Annotated in this window: 17 protein-coding genes; 10 read left to right on the top strand and 7 right to left on the bottom strand. The window is 48.2% G+C overall.

Annotated features, from left to right (window positions below; translation table 11 throughout):
* Window positions 1-53: 53 nt before the first annotated feature.
* Window positions 54-878 (bottom strand): M57 family metalloprotease, encoded by an 825-nt coding sequence (locus tag ICL55_RS04705; RefSeq protein ID WP_188094878.1) that lies wholly within the window; start codon window positions 876-878, stop codon window positions 54-56.
* A gap of 550 nt (window positions 879-1,428) precedes the next feature.
* Between ICL55_RS04705 and ICL55_RS04700 the strand changes: the two genes are divergently transcribed.
* Both ICL55_RS04700 and ICL55_RS04695 read left to right on the top strand, forming a co-directional pair.
* A complete protein-coding gene (locus tag ICL55_RS04700) occupies window positions 1,429-2,235 on the top strand; it encodes a pseudouridylate synthase (protein ID WP_188094877.1) in 807 nt (268 codons plus the stop codon).
* A 161-nt stretch (window positions 2,236-2,396) separates the two neighbouring features.
* Complete coding sequence (locus ICL55_RS04695; RefSeq protein WP_188094876.1) at window positions 2,397-4,403, top strand: serine hydrolase; 2,007 nt, start codon at window positions 2,397-2,399, stop codon at window positions 4,401-4,403.
* A 62-nt stretch (window positions 4,404-4,465) separates the two neighbouring features.
* Here the strand turns inward: ICL55_RS04695 and ICL55_RS04690 are convergent, their stop codons facing one another.
* The 3 genes from ICL55_RS04690 to ICL55_RS04680 form a co-directional block, all read right to left on the bottom strand.
* Window positions 4,466-4,825 carry a nuclear transport factor 2 family protein gene (locus ICL55_RS04690; RefSeq protein WP_188094875.1) on the bottom strand — a complete coding sequence of 120 codons (360 nt, stop codon included), beginning with the start codon at window positions 4,823-4,825 and terminating at the stop codon, window positions 4,466-4,468.
* Window positions 4,826-4,883: 58 nt separating this feature from the next.
* Window positions 4,884-5,066, bottom strand: coding sequence for a cyclic nucleotide-binding domain-containing protein (locus ICL55_RS04685; protein ID WP_223151308.1), 183 nt, complete (start codon window positions 5,064-5,066; stop codon window positions 4,884-4,886).
* A gap of 465 nt (window positions 5,067-5,531) precedes the next feature.
* Window positions 5,532-5,819: an antibiotic biosynthesis monooxygenase family protein gene (locus ICL55_RS04680; RefSeq protein ID WP_188094874.1), complete on the bottom strand. Its 288-nt coding sequence runs from the start codon at window positions 5,817-5,819 to the stop codon at window positions 5,532-5,534.
* 296 nt (window positions 5,820-6,115) lie between these two features.
* On the opposite strand from ICL55_RS04680, the gene ICL55_RS04675 reads away from it, so the two are divergent.
* Window positions 6,116-7,543, top strand: coding sequence for a Gfo/Idh/MocA family protein (locus ICL55_RS04675; RefSeq protein ID WP_188094873.1), 1,428 nt, complete (start codon window positions 6,116-6,118; stop codon window positions 7,541-7,543).
* Between the two features lie 47 nt (window positions 7,544-7,590).
* Here the strand turns inward: ICL55_RS04675 and ICL55_RS04670 are convergent, their stop codons facing one another.
* From ICL55_RS04670 to ICL55_RS04660, 3 genes are all read right to left on the bottom strand, one after another.
* Window positions 7,591-8,547, bottom strand: a complete 957-nt coding sequence (locus ICL55_RS04670; RefSeq protein ID WP_188094872.1) for a tetratricopeptide repeat protein — start codon at window positions 8,545-8,547, stop codon at window positions 7,591-7,593.
* Between the two features lie 72 nt (window positions 8,548-8,619).
* Window positions 8,620-10,092, bottom strand: a complete 1,473-nt coding sequence (locus ICL55_RS04665) for a nitrilase-related carbon-nitrogen hydrolase (RefSeq protein ID WP_188094871.1) — start codon at window positions 10,090-10,092, stop codon at window positions 8,620-8,622.
* Window positions 10,093-10,152: 60 nt separating this feature from the next.
* A complete protein-coding gene (locus ICL55_RS04660; protein WP_188094870.1) occupies window positions 10,153-10,977 on the bottom strand; it encodes a helix-turn-helix domain-containing protein in 825 nt (274 codons plus the stop codon).
* 180 nt (window positions 10,978-11,157) lie between these two features.
* On the opposite strand from ICL55_RS04660, the gene ICL55_RS04655 reads away from it, so the two are divergent.
* The 7 genes from ICL55_RS04655 to ICL55_RS04625 all read left to right on the top strand — a co-directional run bounded on the left by ICL55_RS04655 (window position 11,158) and on the right by ICL55_RS04625 (window position 21,695).
* Window positions 11,158-11,670, top strand: coding sequence for a hypothetical protein (locus tag ICL55_RS04655; protein WP_188094869.1), 513 nt, complete (start codon window positions 11,158-11,160; stop codon window positions 11,668-11,670).
* A 77-nt stretch (window positions 11,671-11,747) separates the two neighbouring features.
* The gene (locus tag ICL55_RS04650) at window positions 11,748-12,296 is read left to right on the top strand and encodes an RNA polymerase sigma-70 factor (protein ID WP_188094868.1); all 549 of its coding nucleotides are present in this window, start codon (window positions 11,748-11,750) and stop codon (window positions 12,294-12,296) included.
* 73 nt (window positions 12,297-12,369) lie between these two features.
* Window positions 12,370-13,413 (top strand): FecR family protein, encoded by a 1,044-nt coding sequence (locus tag ICL55_RS04645; RefSeq protein ID WP_188094867.1) that lies wholly within the window; start codon window positions 12,370-12,372, stop codon window positions 13,411-13,413.
* 84 nt (window positions 13,414-13,497) lie between these two features.
* Complete coding sequence (locus ICL55_RS04640; RefSeq protein WP_188094866.1) at window positions 13,498-16,953, top strand: SusC/RagA family TonB-linked outer membrane protein; 3,456 nt, start codon at window positions 13,498-13,500, stop codon at window positions 16,951-16,953.
* A 21-nt stretch (window positions 16,954-16,974) separates the two neighbouring features.
* Entirely contained in the window at window positions 16,975-18,675 is a 1,701-nt protein-coding gene (locus ICL55_RS04635; RefSeq protein ID WP_188094865.1) for a SusD/RagB family nutrient-binding outer membrane lipoprotein, read from the top strand.
* Between the two features lie 36 nt (window positions 18,676-18,711).
* Window positions 18,712-20,067 (top strand): PhoPQ-activated pathogenicity-related family protein, encoded by a 1,356-nt coding sequence (locus ICL55_RS04630; protein WP_188094864.1) that lies wholly within the window; start codon window positions 18,712-18,714, stop codon window positions 20,065-20,067.
* 2 nt (window positions 20,068-20,069) lie between these two features.
* Entirely contained in the window at window positions 20,070-21,695 is a 1,626-nt protein-coding gene (locus tag ICL55_RS04625) for a glycerophosphodiester phosphodiesterase family protein (protein ID WP_188094863.1), read from the top strand.
* Window positions 21,696-21,920 lie beyond the last annotated feature (225 nt).

Below are 21,920 nucleotides of genomic sequence, written 5' to 3'. Positions count from 1 at the left end.
AGGAGTACTGCGGTGTAACCTTCTTTTTTCATGCATTTCCCGTTAGCGGTGGATTAATGATAGAGATAGTTTAACGCAATGATATCATTGGCATTAAACGTGCGGTTGCCGCCATTGGAGCAGGACAGCATCCAGGAGTTGGGATCAGGGTCGCTGGGGGTACCGGGCAGGTATACGGCCCCTACGCCACCGTCGCCTTCATCGATTGGATCACCACCGCAGCTATAGGAACGGTCCATATAGTCGGTATGACGCATACCAATGCAGTGGCCTATTTCGTGCTGGAGCACAGAACCTACATACTGTACATTCGGGTTACTGCCGTACGCATACGGATGGGTATTCATTTGTATCACATCGAAAGGATCACCTGCATCAGTAGGGAAGCCGGATGATCCCAGGGTAATGTAGCCACCGCTGGGACCTTCGTAGAAGCCCTGGATGGTGATGTCTGCCGTACCGCTGGTGATACGCTGGAAGCGGATACGCAGGCCCAATGCGTTATAACGCTGAATGGCCAGGTCGGTGCCTTGTACAAAAGCAGTACCCAGATTGGTGACCCGCACCGTGATCACACGTGGCAGCGCACTTACCAGGTTATTGGTGGAATACTGTTCTGTTTTGGCTACTCTTACTTTATTCGTTTTGGCGACCTTGCCCAGGTCTTTTGAAGAGAGAAAAATATCTCCTTCCACGAGATAGCCACCATCAACGGCGTGTACATTACTGGTGCTGAAACCTTTCGCCTTGATCTGTGCCAGTACGTCTTTGGAGACATCGGGCTTATCAGTACTGCCCTGATGGCTGTCTTTCCGGCAGGAAGTGAGGAATGAACCTGCCAGCAGGCAGACCAGGAAAAAAATTGCTTGATTTTTCATCGGTTAAGATTTTGGGTTTTTGGATTTTAGATTGCTATGGTGTCTGCATGAAAAATAGCTTTTACTATAGCCGTATCAGCAGCTAACGTTTAAGGGTATACGTATAAGACGACGGGAAAACTTTAGTTACTCACCAGCAAAAACGGTCATCACCATGATTGTTGTTACATACATGTTTGGAATGATGAATAGTAGGTTTTCCGATATTACAGATTTTAAAAGTGGGTTATCCAGATTTGCTTAAAGATTATGGTTCAGCGTTTGGGTTTATCTCGACTATTTGCCAATATTACAGCTTTCCTGCTACTGAAAAAAATATTTAAAATGAGTGCACTCCTTTTTCTCAGTAGTAGCATAGCAGTCGCCTGCCCTACTTTGCAGCTTTGATTTAAGCTGATTTTAAGCACTTTTTAATCGCTTTTTAATTTGATCACCGAAGGCGCCTCCCGTCATATTTCCACCACCGCCTCCTCCTGATTTTAAAATAACGTACCTTTGCGCCCTTGAAACGCCAGCCTTCGGCTGACAGCAGATTGTTACAAACGTGAATATGACCGACACCAGAGATGATTGTACTCAAACCTTGTCAACAGCAGATCGTATTTTCAGCAGGTTTGAAGACCAGGATGCCGCCCAGTCTATGGCGCAGGGGCTCACTTTTCATACAGGCGATACCGACAACATCCATCCCCTTTGCGAAATAGCCGTAGCAGCCTTGCAGCAACATCTTGCCGGGCAGCAGGAATGGAAACACAACTTCGGATTAGACACGCATGGCAATGGCGCCGTTATTGGCAAAATGTTCGGCATCCTGGTGGTAAGGACCCAAGATGGTACGCTGGGCTATCTGTCGGCCTTTTCAGGCAAACTGGCCAATGGCAATCATCATCGCAAATTCGTAGGGCCTGTTTTCGATGGACTACAAGCCGGTAGCTTTCTGAATAAGGGCATGGTGCGCCTGTCAGCAATCAATAGTGAAATAGCCGCCCTGGTACAGGAAGACGCCACCCTGCATCACGCCGCCATCATACAACTGAAGGAACTACGTAAAACACATTCCATCGCCTTACAAAAAAAACTCCACGAGCAATATAACTTCAGCAACAAGGCGGGCCAGATAAAAAACATGGTGGACATCTTCACGAAACATGGTTACAGACAGCCACCCGCCGGCGCCGGAGAATGCGCCGGGCCTAAACTACTCCAATACGCCTTTCTCCATCAAATGGAACCATTGGCTTTGACAGAATTCTGGTGGGGCTTATCTCCCAAATCCGCCACCTGGAAACATGGCGCCTATTACAAACCCTGCAAAGAGAAATGTGCGCCGATCCTGGATTATATGTTGAGCGAATAGCAGCTCATATTATCCATCTGTTAGCAGAAATCAATCCCCCCAAAAAGCGTTATCTGTAAATCGTCTCCGGCAATCGGCGCCCCGATGCAACCTTTTTACGGCCGCAGTGTCTTTATATCAGCATATCAACCTATTTAAACACTGCGTCCAATTTGTTAAACATGTCAGTACCGCTGTTGAAATCAATTTGCCTGTTTGCACTATGCATCCTTTTGGGTAACCACGCGTTTGCCCACAATGGAAGCATTGCCTACGCCTATCCGCTTGATAAGGTCGTGGTGGACGGCGATCTTTCCGACTGGCCCAAAGATGCTGTCAGGTATAAGATCGGTATACATCCATCGGACACAAAGCCGCAAAATGAATCCGATTTTTCGGGCTATTTCCAGCTGGGCTATCACCTCGGCAGTCGGTCATTATATGTGGCCTTCACGATTACAGATGATGATTTTGTGGAAGACACCTCGCAACATGTGCGATGGAACACCCAGGATGGCCTGGAAGTGAGCATCGACGCGCGTCATCTTCTCTCCGGTTCCTGCGTGGCGTCGTTTATGTACAGCAAAACGCTCCATACTATCGACAAGGCCGACTATGATCCTTTTGCCGGTAAAGCTACCTGGGATATGATGGAAGTGGCTGTTGTCCGCCATGGCAATACCCGCACCTATGAATGGCGGTTTCAGTTAGGCAGCGAGCTGGCAGTGGGTAAATCAGTTGGCTTCGATTTTCATGTATATGACAAAGACAGTGACGGAAGCTTCTCCTGGTCTGCCTGGGGACCGGGAACAGCTAAATACATGAACCCCTACAGCCTTGGCGATATCATCTTCCTGCCTGCCGGCAGGGAATTGTCCACTGTTTCAGGGAAACTGGCCTGGACCAGCCCACAGGCAGCAAAACTCCCCAGCGTAGTGCGGTTCATCAGCCAGGACAATCCAACCCTCTGGACAACAGCGGCGGTAGATAGCCTGGGAAATTACACTGTGAAAGTGCCTGCCGGAAAATACAGGCTCGCATTATCCGAGCCCTACTTCAAATCAGCGGGTAACGTGTATGCTACAGAAGGGCCCGTCGCCATAGTAGTTAAAGCGGGACAAACAATCGTGGCGCCTGCATTTCGTATATCTTCCACCCCTGTGCCGGACCTGATTCCTGAGAAGGGTGTGCTCTTGGATTTTACGCCCGCCAGTGCCGGTAAAATAGATCATTTCATCGACACCTATTGCGCGTACTATGGCATACCCGGTGTTTCTCTGGCTTTGATCAAAGACGGAAAGCTGGTTTATCACAAAACATATGGCGTTAGCAACACCATGACCGGAGAGAAGGTAAATGACAACACATTGTTTGAAGCAGCATCGATAACCAAACCCGTATTTGCTTTTGCAGTAGAGCGACTGGCAGACCGGGGGGTGATCGACCTGGACAAGCCTTTATACACGTATCTTCCCTATAAAGATATCGAGTACGACGAGCGATATAAGCTGATGACAGCGAGACATGTATTAACGCACCGCACCGGCTTTCCCAACTGGCGATGGATGAACAAAGATGGTAAGCTGGACCTGAAATTCACGCCCGGCACGGCCTACAACTATTCAGGCGAGGGCTTTGAATACCTGAAGATGGTGGTGGAAAAAATTACCGGAAAGAAAGTGGAGCAGGTATTGCAGGAAGAAGTCATTGAGCCGATTGGACTATATCACACCTTTTTCTCCAAAAACGATTCTTTAGCGCGGATGAAGGCCTATGGTCACTACGATCACCTGCCCAGTAAAAAAAATCTGATGGAAAGTCCGCTGATGGCTGCTTCGATGCATACCGAAGCAAAAGTATTTACCCGGTTTATGCTGTATCTGCTGGAGCAGAAAGGACTAAAGCCGGAAACCTATAACACCATCCTGTCGAAACATGCTGAATATCCAGCAGAAGAGGCCCATAAGCCGCAGGTGCCTACCTATATGGGGATGAGCCTTCAAATCAGGGAAACGCCTTTCGGTAAAACGTTTGGGCATGGCGGTAATAATGGTGATTTCCAATGCAGGTTTGAAGTGTATAAAGACCTGAAAATGGGTTATGTTATTTTTACCAACTCCAATAACGCCTTTCCCTTGCTGGAAAACGCGCACAAGTTTTTGGTGGAAGGCAGAGATACCACGCCCTGACACCTCCATTTTGATGGTATTACAAGCGGCTTCAAAACATACCTTCTGAAGCCGCTTGTATATTAACGCGCCGGGCCTGTCGCAATGACGAAAGCCTTTAATGCAGCCATCTTACCATCGCGGAATCGCCACACGTCACAATAAGCATAATCGATCATTTTCCCGTGTTCGTCTTTCATGCTGATGTTGCCGATTGCCGTCACCCATTCACCTTCGGCGATCAGTTGCTCCACCATGAATATTGGCGGCTCCGCATATGCTTGTGCCATATACTGGCGCACGGCCTCTTTCCCCCGCAGGGTCCTGTCGCCAACAAAAGTCCATTCGGTATCATCAGTACAGAAATGCAGAAAACCTTCATTATCCCCCGCGGCGACCGCTGCATTTGCTTTTTCCAATACGGCTTTATTATTCGAACTCATCTGTATGTTTTAGGTTAACGAAAGTGTTGCTACCAATACCAACATCAAGATACGAATTTCAGCAGGCATCGATCCGGAAAACACCATTCACCACAAAACCGACCTGCTTTGGAATCCGCCCTGCTTCTGAAAAATATTCATCTTTGCGAAGTTTTAATTCACTCACCTTACTCAACACAAGGTCGATTTGTTGTTTGTTCAGGTTCCCAAACTGCAAGATATAATCGATCAGTTCTTTCATAGCAGAAAGTTAGCAAAATCCTGTGGTATGGGATGTAACATTTGGTAAAAAGTGGGACTGGTCTGATTTTCATCGGCAGGGGGAAAGCTATCAGGCCAACTTAAAACATTGGATTATCACTGTAAATATTTTATTTTTATGCTGACAGCCATCTTGTGGAGATAAATAAAACTGGCACACTAATTAAATACGTCAACCTATGAGTAGCAAAAAAACATTATCCATTCCATTCGTCATTATAGCGATCATTGTAGGATCCGCTATGTACAAACAATTCGATGTTGAAAATTTAACATTCAAAAAGCCAGCACTGGCAACCGTCTATATTATCACTTTTCTGCTGTCAATAGTCGTTATTGTCAGGAACCTCCGGGCGAAATAACGAGCGCCGATATCTTATACCGGAAAAGCTCCGTCAGCTTATGATTGACGGGGATTTTCTATGTATATCTTCATCAGTTTAACCTATACGATCTCATAGTGCTCCACGGTAGGAAACGGGTTGTAAAAATGGTGCAACAGCGCTTTCCATTGCTGATACTCCTCCGAATGTCTAAATCCGATCGTATGGTCTTCCAGTGTGTTCCATTTTACTAATAAAATATACTGGTGATCATGCTCCATGCACTTTTGCAATTCGTGGCTGATATAGCCAGGCATAGCAGCAATTATTTTTTGTGCTTCCTTAAAAGCTTTTTCAAAATTGCTGGTCTCCCCTTCTATGATACTTAATATGGCGACTTCCAGGATCATTATTTATTATTTGAGTCTATAAAACTAATCCGAATAACGCACAAAATTTAAAGGAGATAGGGTAAACAAAACCTGTGTCTTGTTCTATTTTGATCAATATCGATTCTTTTTTGATTAACCATTAAAATATAACAATATTTATAATACTATGAATCAAATAATTACAACCAGAATCTTATAACCGCCGGCCCTTCCTGCCTTGCATTTTCAATGGCCACTCCATTAATTTGCCTTAAATTTCCATCGATTGCAAAATCTTTTTTCTATTTTGGAGGTCGTAATTAACAATTCACGCGATGAATCACAACAACTCAAGACGGAGCTTCCTGAAGCAGGCGGCACTGGCCACCCTGGCCACCGCCACCCCAGGTTTGCTGATGGCTGCAGCAAAGCCGTATACCCGCAAAATCGGGCCTAACGAAAAAGTAAACCTCGCCTTCATCGGTATAGGCAACAGAGGCGGAGAGATTGCTCAGGCGCTCTATAAAACGGGGCTGGCCAACATTGTAGCACTCTGTGATGTAGACATGGGCGCACCACATACCCTGGAGGTCATGAAAATGTTCCCTAACGTACCCCGCTTCCAGGATTTCCGTCAGATGTTCGATAAAATGGGTAACCAGATCGATGCGGTATCCATCGGCGTGCCTGACTTCTCCCATTTCCCGATCACCATGATGGCGATAGGCCTGGGCAAACACGTATATGTAGAAAAGCCCATGGCACGCACATTCAACGAGGTGGAACTGATGATGAAGGCTGCCCGCAAACATCCGAAAGTAGTGACGCAAATGGGCAACCAGGGACATTCGGAAGCCAACTACTTCCAGTTTAAAGCCTGGACAGAAGCCGGTATCATCAAAGACGTTACGGCCATTACCGCCCATATGAACTCTCCCCGGCGCTGGCATGGCTGGAACCCCAATATCACTTCGTTTCCCGCGGCAGAACAGGCGCCGGCCACCCTCGACTGGAATATCTGGCAGATGGCCACACAAGGGCACTCCTATAACAAAGATTTCGTCAACGGCCAGTGGCGCTGTTGGTTCGACTTCGGCATGGGCGCACTGGGCGACTGGGGCGCACATATCATCGATACCGCTCACCAATTCCTCGATCTCGGCCTACCATACGAAATTGATCCCATCAAGCTCACCGGGCACAATAACTTCTTCTACCCCATGTCTTCCACGCTGGCGTTCAAATTCCCCAAAAGAGGAAACATGCCTGCACTGGACATCACCTGGTATGACGGCGTAGATAACCTGCCGCCCATTCCTGCCGGCTACGGTGTATCAGGACTCGATCCGAATATTCCACCTCCCAGCAATGGCGCTATCGCACCTGCTAAACTGAACCCTGGTAAGATCATCTACAGCAAAGACCTCACCTTTAAAGGAGGCTCACATGGCAGTACGCTCTCTATCATCCCGGAAGAAAAAGCAAATGAAATGGCAGGCAAGCTGCCAGTAGTACCGGCAAGTCCATCTAACCACTTCAGGAACTTCCTGTTGGCTTGCAAAGGGGAAGAGCAAACCCGGTCTCCGTTCGCCATTGCTGGTCCGCTCAGTCAGGTCTTCTGTCTCGGTGTGCTCGCCCAGTGGACAGGAGAGAAATTACAGTTCGACCGGGAAAAGAAGATCATCACGAATAATAAACATGCCAATGAATTGCTCATCGGTCCTCCACCCAGGAAAGGTTGGGAGCAATACTATAAAGTTTAATCAGAGAGGGCTACGGTCCTCTTTTTTTGTGCATGGTGAGGAATAGTTCACAGCCCTTTAAAAACGCAGTGCTTTTCCAATAACTGTTGCACATCGTCTCCGTACATAGTAGTATAACCCAGGTTAATGGCCTGATGAAGATCTTCACAGGCTTTATCAGACTGATTCATTGCCAGATATACCAAAGCCCTGTTCCGGTAGGCGTAGGAGTTTTTCGGATCTAAGGCAATAGACCGCTGGATATCTTTTAAAGCATTCTTCAGGTCTTTCAGCTGATACTTTGCATGCCCCATATTATTGTAGGCAATAGCATTATCGGGATCTATTTCAAGCACTTTGGTATATTGTCTGATGGCCCCTTTATAATCTCCCAGGCTCATATAGTGGAACCCCAGGTCCCCGACAGTGACAATCTCATTCGGGGCAAGGCGAACCGCCTTTTCGTAATAGGCGGTAGCTTCATTCTTCTTCCCTAATTTCCTCAGTACGGAGCCCATCGCCACCGTTGACATCACATCGGTTGAATCGAATTGAAGCACCATTTTATAATCGTTGTAGGCTTCCGAAAAATCTCCGCTCATCATGCGTGCCATTCCCCTGTTGGCGATAATAGCATATTTAGCAGAATCACTACCTGCATACTTTATGGCAGTATTGAAGTCTTCTATGCCCTCATCATACAGGTGTATCTTGCAATAGGCAAAGGCACGGTGGAAATAAATCGTCGGATAAGTGGGGGCCAGTAACAGGCCCGCCCGGTAATTCACCAACGCGGAATCCATATCACCTTTGGCCAGGTAGATTTCGCCTCTCAGGTCGAAGATCCTTTCACTGACCATATTATTAGCCAATAATTGATTCACCAGCAACAATGCCTCGTCGTATTTTCCGGCATTATACATTTCTTTGGCCTGGTCGAATAATGGGACTGGAGGCTGCCTGTTCTGTTGAGCATAGGCGGATAATGTTATGATCAACAGGATGCTTAGTACAAATAATTTCATAGGTAACACATAAACTGTGGCTAAATATACCACTTTAAAGCCGGACTAAAAGTAAAAGCTTCTTGCCCTATGTTATCTTCCTGAAGGTTTCTCAGGGGCATTCCGCCTGGCTTTTGCCAATAGCAGGAGGCTTACCAGGAATGCAATGGCATTTAAGATACTGAACCAATCACCCCATTTGTTATACAGTGTAGCATAGTGTTGTATGTTAATATTGCCGGATAACAATACCGGCGTGCCTTTGTCGCTATTGGCCTCGTACAAAACCCGGCCGCAATAGTCGTTGATCGTCAGCCTGCCCTGTCTGGCATTTCTTACCATTCCAAAACCGCCTTCCACGCACCTCATCATTGCCATCCGGCTATGCATCCAGCCATCCCGTTCGAAGTCCCAGGCTGGCACATATAAAACACCACTACCTGCCCTGCCATATCTGCTGATGTATTGCTGAAAATCCATGTCCTTACAAATGGCCACACCTGTTGTGGCGCCATTCCGGAGAAACAAACCTGGTTCCTTCCCTGGTGTCAGGCTATCCAGCAGTTCCCCTGGAAACAAATGTACTTTCTGATAATCTGCCAGCAACGCGCCATCCTCTCCGATCACCCAGGCCCTGTTTTCGTAATAGGCTCCCTGTTGCTGCGTCACACACGCCACGATGCATACACGATGCGCCTTCGCGGTATCTATCATCTGCTGCATAAAACCCGAACGGCGGTTATTGCTTACGGTAAACATTTTTTCAGGGAACACCACGATCGCTGCCCCCTGCTTTGCCAATTCTCCTACGTGGCGCAGGTAAAGGTTGGCCAGGTACAAATCCCTGTCCTCTCCATTTGTATGCTCCCGGTGATATGCCCGTTTATCAATAGCGACCATACCTATCTGTAATGACTGCGTAGCAGCAGCCGTTTGATTCAAACGCACAACACCCCACACCATGACAGCTACAAAAATGCCAATGGTCACAAAGGAAAGTGTCCGGACAGATTGTTTTCGCTGATACCGGTAGATGATAAACGCTATCGCCGCAGGAAAAAAAGTAACCAGGAACGTAATCCCCTGTATGCCTGTCAATGCAGCCATTTGCACAACCGGTAAAAAATCGCATTGCGTATAGGCGATGCTGCCAGCCGTTCCGTCCCTGGTGGTAACGAAGCTGATATACTCCAGCATTGTCACCCAAACAGGGAATACAAATACCGTGGACCAATGGCTATAAGCAAGCATGATTCTTCTGGCCACTATCACCTGTAACGCAAAAATCAGGGGAAACAACAGTGTAAACAAAAACACCAGCGGCAAAGGTAAAATACTTTGCAAATAAGGCACCCAGCTAAGCCTTCCTATCAGGTACGCGGCAAAAGCTATGAAGAATGTCCATATGCTGTTAAGGCGTAAAGCAAAATACAGTATCGGAACCGGCGCCACCCATAGCAGCCACCAAATGTGCGCTGACAAGCTAAAGGACAAATACCAGCCAATACCTGCAAAAAGTAATCCTGCGGCTAAAAGTGTCCGGGAAACCGGTTTAAAATCCGACATGATATAAGTTTAGTATCATCATCAAAGCTATGCGGTTTTTCCGGCGTAGAATTGTATATTTTAGACAACCTGATGTTTGATGAGAATATCTGCTATTTTATTGTCCTCCTTTTTAAACTGGCTGGGAGTGGTACCCGTAAACAACCGGAAATCACGAATAAAATGCGCCTGGTCAAAGTAATTACATGCATGACAGACATCCGTCAGCGTATTGGTGGTCCGCATATACCTGACGGCTTTATTGAAACGAAGTATTTTTTGGTAATGCTTCGGCGTATAGCCCACATTTTTCAGGAAAATGCGCTCCAGCTTTTTATAGTACCACCCTGTTTGCTGGCAGATAGTGTCAATAGATATATCATCACGGCTGTTGCGAAGCATCGCTATCGTTTGGTTAACCACCAACAGATCTGTCGGTGTATTTTTCAATTCGGTCTTCAGTATAGTCTCCAGTAACTGTATCTGTTTTGCATCATCCGAACAATCTGACAACCGGCTCTCCAGGCTATTTACGGCTTTGCCTAACAGCAGTTCTGCCGGCAACAGCACATTTAATAACTCGGAAACAGGTACTCGGGTAAATGATGCCAGTCCCCCTGGCTTAAAACGCATACCCAGCAGCCTGACTTTACCGGTACTTTTCACATAAAAGACCTGGTTGCGCTGTCCCATCATCACCGGCCCGCTCAGACGGGTGCCTCGGGGATTATCAGCTGTTATCAGCCAATCGGCCGGGTCGCCAAAATTAAAGATCAGTTCCACACGGCCGCCGGGTATTAAGCGGTCTGGCGCATCCATAAATCTATCCGGTGCCTGTAGCACCCAATAGCATTCGATGAAGTCTGCCAGTTGAACAGACGGATAATATTGCCGGTAATAGCACATGTGTTGATGATCCCTGATCTAATATACAATAATATTAAAATTAACCGCAATAGAACATTTAGCCGCTTACAATATGAACTAATTGTTACCAGATGAGGGATTTATCTTTTCCAAACGAATACATAGTAAAGGCTGCTGCAGCAAGTTATTCATCATCCCTATCATTTAATGTAAAAAGTTATGCGTAATTCTATCCCTGTAAAAGTACTGGCGCTATTGGCAGCGGGACAGCTGCTGATGGTATCGTGTAAAAAGAACAAGGACGCGGCCCCGGATAAATCTGCCAGATACGGACTGATAGCAGGTAACTGGCAACAGAAAGATATTGTATTGGCCGTTCCGGTAAAGCTTGGCGGGCAGAGTGTTCCCGCCGGCACCAGCATCATTAAGCTGGCGCCCCTCTTAGGCCAGGCCGGTGCATTGTTTACCTGTACCACTGCCAACACCTATCAGTTCGGCGCCGATGGCAAATTCAATATCAAAGGCTGCACAGACCTGATACTGCCTACTGCCGGCAATGCAGGCACCTGGAAACTGGACGTATATGATGCGGTATTTCTGCTCACAAACGAAAAAGGCAACAATGATCCACACTGGATCGAAAGTGTCAGCGATTCTACGCTGGACCTGTCTGTCACCGTCACCATTCCCGGCGTAGCTACAGCTCCGTTAGTATTGAAACTGAAGCGATAAGAAGCTGCCAAAATAACAATAACATAATCAGCAATTCCTTGTATCTTGTTTAGGTCCATTAGATATTTGCGGTCATTATGGAAAGTATCGTACAGGATATAAAGAATGGAAATATTGAGCGTTTCAAAATGATATATCAACAATATCATACAAAACTCTATTTCTACGTATTGAAATGTACACATTCCGCTTACCTGTCGGAAGAGACAGTACAGCTGTCTTTCATCCTACTTTGGGAAAAAAGGGAAAAACTATCCACCCATTATCATATCTCCACACAGCTTTTCCGTATAGCCAAAAGCGTGATGACGGACCTCTTACGCAAACAACAGGTCAGGAACCGTCATACCGAGACCATGGTCCGGGAAACGCCCGACTGGCACATGGAAACAGACCTTACTGTAAAAGAGGAATTAACGCGGATATATAACAGTATAGAACAGCTGTCACCCATCAGGAGAAATGTTTTTAAACTTAGTCGCTTCGAAGGACTTCCACATAAAGAGATCGCCAAACAATTGTCCATCTCTCCCAAAACGGTTGAAAATCATATTGTACGCGCCATACGGCAACTAAAAGATTCCCTGTTATTGTTATTATCGGCCATTGTTGCCTGGCTTTGCTGAGCCTTTTTCTTACCCGAATATTTACTTATTGTTAAGCAGTGAGGGATTTACTGTTTTCAAACGAATACTACATATGAAGCATCCAGCAACCTTATTTGAGAAGTTTTTCCGGGGAGAATGTAACGAAGCAGAAAAACAGGCTGTCACCGCTTATTTCGCGGAACATCCGGAAGCGATGCAGCCCTGGCTAACGGAAGAGAGCTGGCATTCTTTTCACCCGGAGCACACTTTATCCACCGACGTTTCCGATAAAATGCTGACCGTCATTGAAAATCGTACCTGGCAAAAGAAGAAGGTGAAGACCCTTTACTATAAATGGACCGCGGCCGCCGTACTGGGTGCTGCCCTGACCGGTTTTGTGTGGCACGGCTATCATCGCCGGCCAGCGACGCCGATGGCGGCGGCAACACCTGCTAAACAGGCTGTGGCAACACCAGATACCTATGTACAACAGGTCAATCACACGCGGAAAATAATGTCGCTCCGTTTGAAAGACGGTAGCCAGGCAGATCTGGCGCCGGGCAGCCTGTTGAAGTACCGGCCTTCTTTTGCCGTTGCCGACAGGGAAATATTTTTAACGGGAGAAGCCGTATTCAACGTAGCCCCCGACAAAAACAAACCATTTACCGTGCATGCCGGCAACCTGGCCACCACCGCTTTAGGGACCGTTTTCAAAGTCACCGCCTGGAACGCCCTGAAAGGGCCTATCCGGGTGCAACTGATCAGTGGTAAGGTGAGGGTGCGACCAGACAGCGTCGCAGGCATTAAAGGGATGAAAACCACCTATCTGCTGCCCGGCGAGGACCTTTCTTTCGACCCCGTGAAAATGACCGCGGTAGTCAACAGAACCGTGCGTACTCCGACAAAGCAGGTGATCGCAAAACCGGAAAACGAAATATTCACGTTCAACAATGAACCGCTGGTCAATATTTTCAGGCTGATGTCAGAGAAATATCACCTCACTATTCAATGCCAGGAAGGGACGCTCACTGATATGAGTTTTACCGGAACATTCGATAGTAGCAAAGAATCCCTGACCGATTTTCTGTCTACCATCGCCACGTTAAACAACCTGACGATGAAGCAAACAAATAACATCATCTACCTAACACCGTAAGCCGGGTATAATCATCTTTAACTGTAAGTAACAGCATCCTGAAAAGGCTGCCAGAGATTCCTTTTGCCTAAAAAAGAAATATTTATGCGTGTAAACATCCGACAATCCCGAAAAGATCGTCCCACCAAAACGATTTGGCTGCTCCTGTTGTCGCAGTTATGTATAGGCAGCCTGCTGGCGCAACATACACATCCTGCTGCCATCGGCATTATCAAAAACGCCAACAACGAAGTGCTGGCACGTGTAATGGTAAGAGTAGAGAATGCAGACAATCAGGTACTGGCCAATACCCTGACCAACGAAAAAGGTATTTTCACTTTCCCGAAACTACCTGCCGGCGGCCCTTATCGCTTTATCTTTAACTATGCCGGCTATACGACAGATACCCTGAAAGGCTATACGATTAATGACTCCAGCAAACTATCGCTGTCGGTTGTCATGAAAAAAAAAGTAGAAGAGCTGGAACAGGTGCTCGTCACCGCCCTCGGCATTAAAAGAGAAAAGAAAGCGTTGGGCTTCTCTGTGGAAGAAGTCGGCGGCAAAGAATTTACCCGCGTCACACAGGAAAACCTGCTGAATTCCATGTCCGGTAAAGTAGCCGGTGTTACCATCAACTCCACCGGCGGCCCCGGCTCCTCCGTCAGCATGATCATCCGCGGCGCTACCTCCCTCAGCAGCGACAACCAGCCGCTCTTTGTAGTAGATGGCGTACCGCTGGCCAATACGGTGAATAACGTCAGCCAGATCGGCCAGGACAACAAGGTAGATTATGGCAACGCTATCGCTGATATTAATCCGGACAACATTGAAAGTATTACCATCCTGAAAGGGCCCAGCGCTGCCGCATTGTATGGCTCCCGCGCAGGCAACGGCGTAGTGCTCATCACCACCAAAACCGGTAAAAAAGTCAATCGCGCTACCGTCAACGCTTCCGTGAATACCGTATTCGACATTCCCTACAAATTCCTGAAATGGCAAACCAAATTCGGCTCCGGACAGTTCTCCGGCATTCCGGTGTCGCGCAGCGGTAATATGCTCACCAATCCGTTTGGCACCATTATTACAGAAAATATTGATGCCACCTTCGGAGCAGAGCTGGACATGGGTTATGAAGAAGTGCAATGGAACAGCCCCAAAGATCAGAACGGCAAGTCCATCCCCATGCCACTGGTATCACACAAAGACAACGCGAAAAATTTTGTAAACACCGGCATGACCACCACCACGGCTGTTTCCCTGGCAAACAACAATGATAAAATCGCGTATCGCGTTGGCTACGCCAATATGACCAGCAAAGGCATTATCCCTAATACCGACCTGTTTAAAAATGCACTCAATCTGAACTCCAGCCTACAGCTTCACTCAAAACTAAGCTTCAGCGCCAACATGGATTTCAGCCGCACCCATTCCAATAACCGCCCGGCCGGCGACAGAGGCGCCAATCCCCTACAGGCCGTATACACCATATCTCCGCATATCGATGTACGCGACCTGAAAGACTACTGGATGCCCGGCCAGGAAGGCCTGCAACAACGCACACAGGCCAACGGCGTATTCAACAATCCTTATTTCCTGGCATATGAAGTGAAGAATGGATTTGTGAGAGACCGTGTATTCGGCAATATCCGGGCCGACTGGAAAATACTGCCTTCCCTTAGCTTCATGGCCCGGTATTCACTGGATACCTACCAGGAAAAAAGAGAAACCAAAATTGCCAACAGCTACATCAACAATCCCGGTGGGGCTTATGGCATCATCAATCTCAGCAACTTCGAACGTAATATCGATGTGTTGCTGACCTACAAGAAAGATATCGGCGACGTCGACTTCTCTGTTTCTGCAGGTGGCAACAAACGCTATCAGACCGGCAAAAACATTATCACATCCACCAAAGATGGTACCGGCTTAAATACACCAGGAGTATACACTATTCAGAACATCGCGCCACAAAACCTAAACTATAACAGCACGCTGTTCGAAAAAGGGGTGAACAGCATTTACGGTATGCTAAACGTAGGCTATAAAGGCATGGCCTATCTGGATGTGACCGGTCGCACCGACTGGTCCAGCACCCTGCCGAATGCAGCAGCCTATTTCTATCCTGCGGCTTCACTAAGCTTGCTGGTGAATGAAATGGCGCACCTTACCTCCGATGATATTAACCTGATTAAACTGAGGGCCGGCGCCGCCCAGGTTGGTAACGACGCGTCTCCCTATCAATTGCTGGCTACCCTGTATAACGTCGGCGCCTGGGGTAATATTCCGCGGTTATCTACTTCCGGCAACCTGCTCAACCCTTTCCTGAAACCGGAAATCGCTACTTCCTATGAAGGTGGCGCCGATATCAACCTGTTCAGGAATCGTCTGCGTTTTGCAGTGACCTACTACATGGTGGAAAACAAAAACCAGATCTTCAGTCCTAAAACGGCCCCCTCCTCTGGTTTCTCCTCCCGTAACATCAACGCCGGTCTGCTGAGAAGCCGTGGCATAGAATTAACCCTGGGCGGCACGCCCCTGCAACAGAAAAACTGGAAATGGGATGTGAACATGAACTTCACCCGTAACAGAACAAAGATCATTTCCCTCCCTGACGACCTGCCTTATTATACGCTCTGGCAGGAAGGTAAAGGCGGCGCATGGACCTACGTGGGAGAAGACATCGGCGATATTTACGATGCACAACTGGTAACCGTTACGGATAAATCATCTCCCTATTACGGCTATCCGCTATTGGATAATACCGGTAAATGGCAAAGCCTGGATGCTACGAATGCGCGTAATAAAATAGGCAACTTCAACCCTAATTTTATTATGGGCCTGCAAACGACACTGAGCTATAAAAACTTTACCCTCAGCATGACTTTCGACTGGAGAAACGGCGGCGACTTCGTTTCCCAGACTTACCGCTACGGAGAAGAGAAAGGCAACTCCCGGCTTTTCCTCGATAAACTCACCAATCCCGGTAATATGAAGGGGCAGGAACTGAGAGATTATCTGGTGAGTCACCAGGATGAACTGGTTATCCCCAGCGGCAATAAGTTTCCTTTAGTGGGTGGTCCTACACCGGAATACAACGGTTATGGATTTGCCTATGGTCCTTATGTGCTGCCTTATGGCGGCGTGTTTATCCCTGGTGTGAGAGCAAAGGGATACGATGCCAATGGTAACCCTACCGGCTATATTGAAAACCTGGGCGGTCCCGGTACCACTACCCTTCCCTATGCAGGCAGCACGGCCTGGTCTTTCACAAGCGCCTTCCTGTTCCCCGCTTCTTACCTGAAGCTGCGGGAAGTATCGCTCTCCTATGAAATACCGAAACGCCTGCTCTCCGGTGTGAAAGTGCAGCAGGCCAGTGTTTCCGTTTACAGCAGAAATATCATCCTGTGGACGGCCGCCAAAATTGGTATTGACCCGGAAAACGCCTATCAGCCATCTACCACGGTACAAGGGTCAGGCATGCAGTTCATGCAGGGTATTGAAAGATACAACGTCACCCCCTGGTCCATTCCCATGGGCGCTAAACTAAACGTCACTTTTTAAGAGCTCATTTAACTCCGCAACATGAAAATAGCGACTAAATCAATGATACTTTGCCTTGGTTTATTAGGTACCTCCATCTCCTCGTGTAAAAAGGACCTGATGAAACTGAATGAGAACCCCAATGGTTCCAATCCGGCCACCATTCATCCGAACCTTGTGCTGTCTACCGTGCTAACGCAGGCAGGCATTGAAATTGTGACCCTGGGCTATCAGGACATGGCCGGCGTGATGCAACATACCCAAAAAGACGGGTGGACCACCACCCACAATGAATACGACTGGGGCGGCAGTAATAGCTGGACCGCCTACTACGATATCCTGCGCAATAATCAGCTGGTATATAACCGCGCCGTAACCTTACAAAACGAGTTACAGCAAGGCGTGGCCCTGGTGATGAAATCCATGATGTTTGGACTGATCACCGACCTGTGGGGTGACGCGCCTTATTCGCAGGCATTAAAAGGAGAAGACGGTCCACCTGCCACCACGCCGGTTTATGACCCTCAACAGGAAATTTATACCGGCATACTCGCTGACCTGGAAAGGGCCAACATCCTGCTTTCCAAGCCTAAGAGCGCCTATCCCTCCCCGATTGATGCGGTGGACGTGTACTACCAGGGCGATCCCGCAAAGTGGCGTAAAATGGCTAATTCCCTCGCCTTACGTTATTATATGCGCCTGTCGGAGAAACTACCGGCCATTGCCAGGGCAGGCATAGAGAAAATTGCCGGCAATCCTTCCCAATACCCTGTCATCACCGACGCGGCAGACGATGCGACCATGTCTTTCCCTGGTAACAGCAACGCCGACTCCTGGCCAGCCAACGCGGCGTATGACAGCGACAGCAGCAACTACCGCCGCCTGAAAATGTGCAACACCCTCGTTAACAGCCTGGAATCATTGCATGATCCACGCCTGGGCGTATGGGCCAATAAAGTACAATGCTTCCTCGTAGTAGACGATACCAAGCCTCCCGGCACCGGCAACGTATACAAAACAGTAGATACCGTCGTAAACGGAGAAAACAGGAAAGTAAGATACATTTCGCCCGATGTGCTGGCCGCTAAAGGTCTTACCATCAACGATATCAACCAGGACGTTAACTACGTAGGCATACCACCGGCCATCCCCGGCCCTGCGGTATATAATTTAAGCCCGGACGCAGCACAGGCTTCCCGGAATCCGCATGTATCCTGGCTCAACGATATCTACAAACAAGCCAAAGGGCCCTTGCTGAAAGCCCGACTGATCTCCGCTGCAGAGATGCATTTTATCCTCGCCGAAGCCACTGCCGTAAAAGGCTGGGCTGCCGGTGACGCTGAAACGCATTATAAAGCGGGCATACAGGCTTCTTTCAGCGCCTGGGGCGTAAGTGGCCATCTCTCTGCCTATCTGTCTCAACCTACTGTAAAATTCAACAACACACAGGAACAGATTATCACACAGAAATGGATCGCCAGCTGGACCGCCGCCACAGAGGCCTGGGCGGACTATAAACGCACCGGATATCCCAACTTACACGCCGGCCCTTATGCCAAAGCACCCGTATTACCCGTACGACTATACTATATGCTGGACGAAAGAAACCTCAATAAAGCCAATGTTGCCGAAGCCCTGAAACGGCTGGAAGTAACGGCAACATCCGCTTTTGGCGCCAATGGCCCGCAAAACAGTCCCTGGTCTAAACCCTGGATTATTCAGGGTACCGGCAAACCATGGTAAACATTTTTTATCTTACTTAAAATCACTCACCCGCATATGAAACAACGCTTTCTGAAAACAACCACCGCATTATTTGTCAGCCTGCTTCTCGCAGTAGCGGCGTTTGCCCAGCAAACCGTTACCCCGGCCACTGCTTTGAAAAGCTACCTGAACAACGGAGACACCTCCTTCCATTATGAACTGAAAGACTCTTTCAATATCAAAGACGTAAAATGCTACAGTATTTTACTCACCTCGCAGCAATGGCGGGAATATACCTGGACACACCAGCTCGCCATCTTTGTACCCGCCAATGTTAGCTATGACGGCGCCTTGCTGTTCATCACCGGCGGTTCTGTTAAAAACGGATTGCCTAACTGGAACGGCCCTACGGATGAACTGTATCAGCAAATAGCAGCCATGGCAACCACAAATAAAGCCATTACCGCCGTACTCAGACAGACACCCAATCAGCCACTCTTTAAAAATCTGACGGAAGACGCCCTGATCTCCTATACCCTTCATCAGTTTAAAGAAGATGGCGACTATACCTGGCCGCTGCTGTTTCCGATGGTAAAAAGCGCCGTGCGTGCCATGGACGCCGTACAGTCCTTCTCCAAAGAGAGGCTGTCGCAAAACGTACAGCGCTTCGTGGTGTCCGGTGCCTCCAAACGTGGCTGGACAACCTGGCTCACCGGCGCAAACGACAACCGCGTAGCGGCCATTGCCCCCATGGTGATCGACGTACTGAATATGCCCGTTAGCCTCGACTATCAAATCAAAACATGGAAAGAATACAGTATTCAGATTGAAGACTATGTAAAACTGGGCATTCCGCAGGCAGCCCACACCGAAGGCGGACAAGCCATCAACACCATGATAGATCCTTATGCCTATCGGCAGCTGCTCACCATGCCTAAAATGATTTTCATGGGCACCAACGATGAATACTGGGTAGTAGACAACATTAAAAATTACCTCGACAGCATCCCCGGAAAAAATATGCTCAACTACACCCCCAACGCCGGCCATAACCTGGGTGATAAAAAACATGCCTTCGAAGGACTCAGCGCTTTCTTTGGCACAACGCTTTCACAACAGCCTTATCCCGCCTGCAGCTGGACGACCAGTACCCGCCGCGGTAACGTAAAGCTCACCGCAAAAGCTACCGCCGATCAGCTGGTAGACGTTATCTTATGGACGGCCAACTCCACCGACCTGGATTTCCGCAATGAGAAATGGTCTTCACAAAGCCTGGGACAAGCCCATCAGTCAACCGTAAAAGTAATTACGCCCCTGCCTGCCAGCGGCTACCGCGCTTTTTACGTGGACCTTCAATATATGAACCCTACCGGCGGCACCTATACGATAAGTACCCGTGTATTCGTAACCGATACTAAAAAGATCCTGTAATCATGATGAAACACCTTTTCATTTTTGCCGGCGCCTGCCTGTTGATGCAAAACACCCTTGCACAACAGGCAGCGCTGCTGCCCGCTACCAAAAATAAATTTGTGGTAGTCGCCCATCGCGGCAACCATGTAGACATGCCCGAAAATACGGTGGCCGCCATTGCCGCCACCATTCAATGTGGCGCCGACTACGCAGAGCTGGACCTCCGCACCACCAAAGACGGACAACTGGTACTCATGCACGACGCTACCGTAGATCGTATGACCAACGGCAAGGGAAAAGTCGCTGACCTCACCTGGGCGGAAATCAAACAGTTAAAAGTCAATAGCAAAGACGGAAAAGACTACCACGTGCCCACGTTCGCAGAAGCCTTACGTGCCAGCAAAGGGAAAGTGAACATCTACCTCGATTTCAAAGAGGCCGATGTAGCCGAAGCCTGGAAACAAATACAGGCCGCAGGGATGGAGAAACAGGTAGTAGTGTACCTCAATAGCAGGCAACAATATAAATCGTGGAGAGCAGCAGCGCCGCAAATGCCACTGATGACCAGCGTCCCAGAGGAAGTAACTACGCCGGCGCAACTGAATTATCTGTTGAACAACATCTCCATCGCGGTATTAGACAATGTCACAGATAGCGCCATGCTGGCCGTGGCCCGGCAACATGGCGTATCCATATGGCTGGATGCACAAACGCCGGCAGAAGGTCCCGCCACCTGGAATGCAGTGTTAAGCAAAGGCGTACAAGGCATGCAGAGCGATCACCCGGAAGCACTCATCAGTTATCTGAAAAAAAACAACCTCCGCGACGGGAACAACGGCACCGCCCTACCGACGGTAGCCAGCAGCGCCAATTACATGACGCTGCGCCATGTGCCCTATGGCGACGCCGGAGAAGATAATACCCTCGATGCGTATCTGCCGGAGAATCATTCGCCTGCCACAAAAATAATTGTATACCTCCATGGCGGCGGCTGGACAGGCGGTGATAAAAAAGAATTTCCCAAACAGCTCATCGATGAACTGGTCGGCAAGCTGCATTACGGCGTAGTATCCATGAACTATCGCCTGGTCCGGGACCATCAAAACATTTACCCCGCCCAACTGGACGATGTAAAAAAAGCACTGGCGTTCATCTCCTCCAAATCCGGCAAACTGCCATTCGACGGCAGCCAGTTTGCCCTGATAGGCGGTAGCGCCGGCGCTTATCTCGCTATGCAGTACGCCTATGCCTGCGATAGTTTACGTCAGGTGAAAACAGTGGTGGACTTATGGGGACCAACAGATTTCACGGATAAAAAAGTAAGACAGGAAAATAAAGATGCCGATGAAAAAGTGGCCCGCCTATTGGGCGAATCCGATCCCGCCGCCAAAATTGCCTTTGACGCCAGCCCCTATCACCAACTCACGAAAGCCAGCGGCGTACCTACTATCCTGTTCCATGGCGGGCAAGATCCGCTGGTAGATGTAAGCCAGGCAAAAAAACTGCATGACAAACTAACGTTATTGCATATCCCAACACAATTTGAGTTGTATCCCGCAGAAAAACACGGGATGGGACTAACAGCTTCCATGGATGTGTTTGCGAAAGTAATCAGTTGGTTAAAACAATACTACCCGGCCGAATAGTTATTGGTGAAGAAACCCTATCATATTTACCATATATTTGCTGGTAACCCTAAAATTGTTTGCTATCAACTATATAAATGCAATTAAAATTATCCTATACCTCCTGCTACTCCTTTGTTTTTCAACAGTAACAGTTGCAGGAAGACCTTTTAACATCACCTATTCCACCTCCAGGCTCTCTCCGGATGAAGGGCTTTCGCAAGGCTCAAACTATTTCAGGTACGA

Origin of the sequence: Chitinophaga varians (genome assembly GCF_014529945.1) — a bacterium.
GTDB lineage: Bacteria > Bacteroidota > Bacteroidia > Chitinophagales > Chitinophagaceae > Chitinophaga > Chitinophaga varians.
Note: the sequence above shows the minus strand (reverse complement) of the source record. Positions and strands in the feature narration are given on the sequence as shown.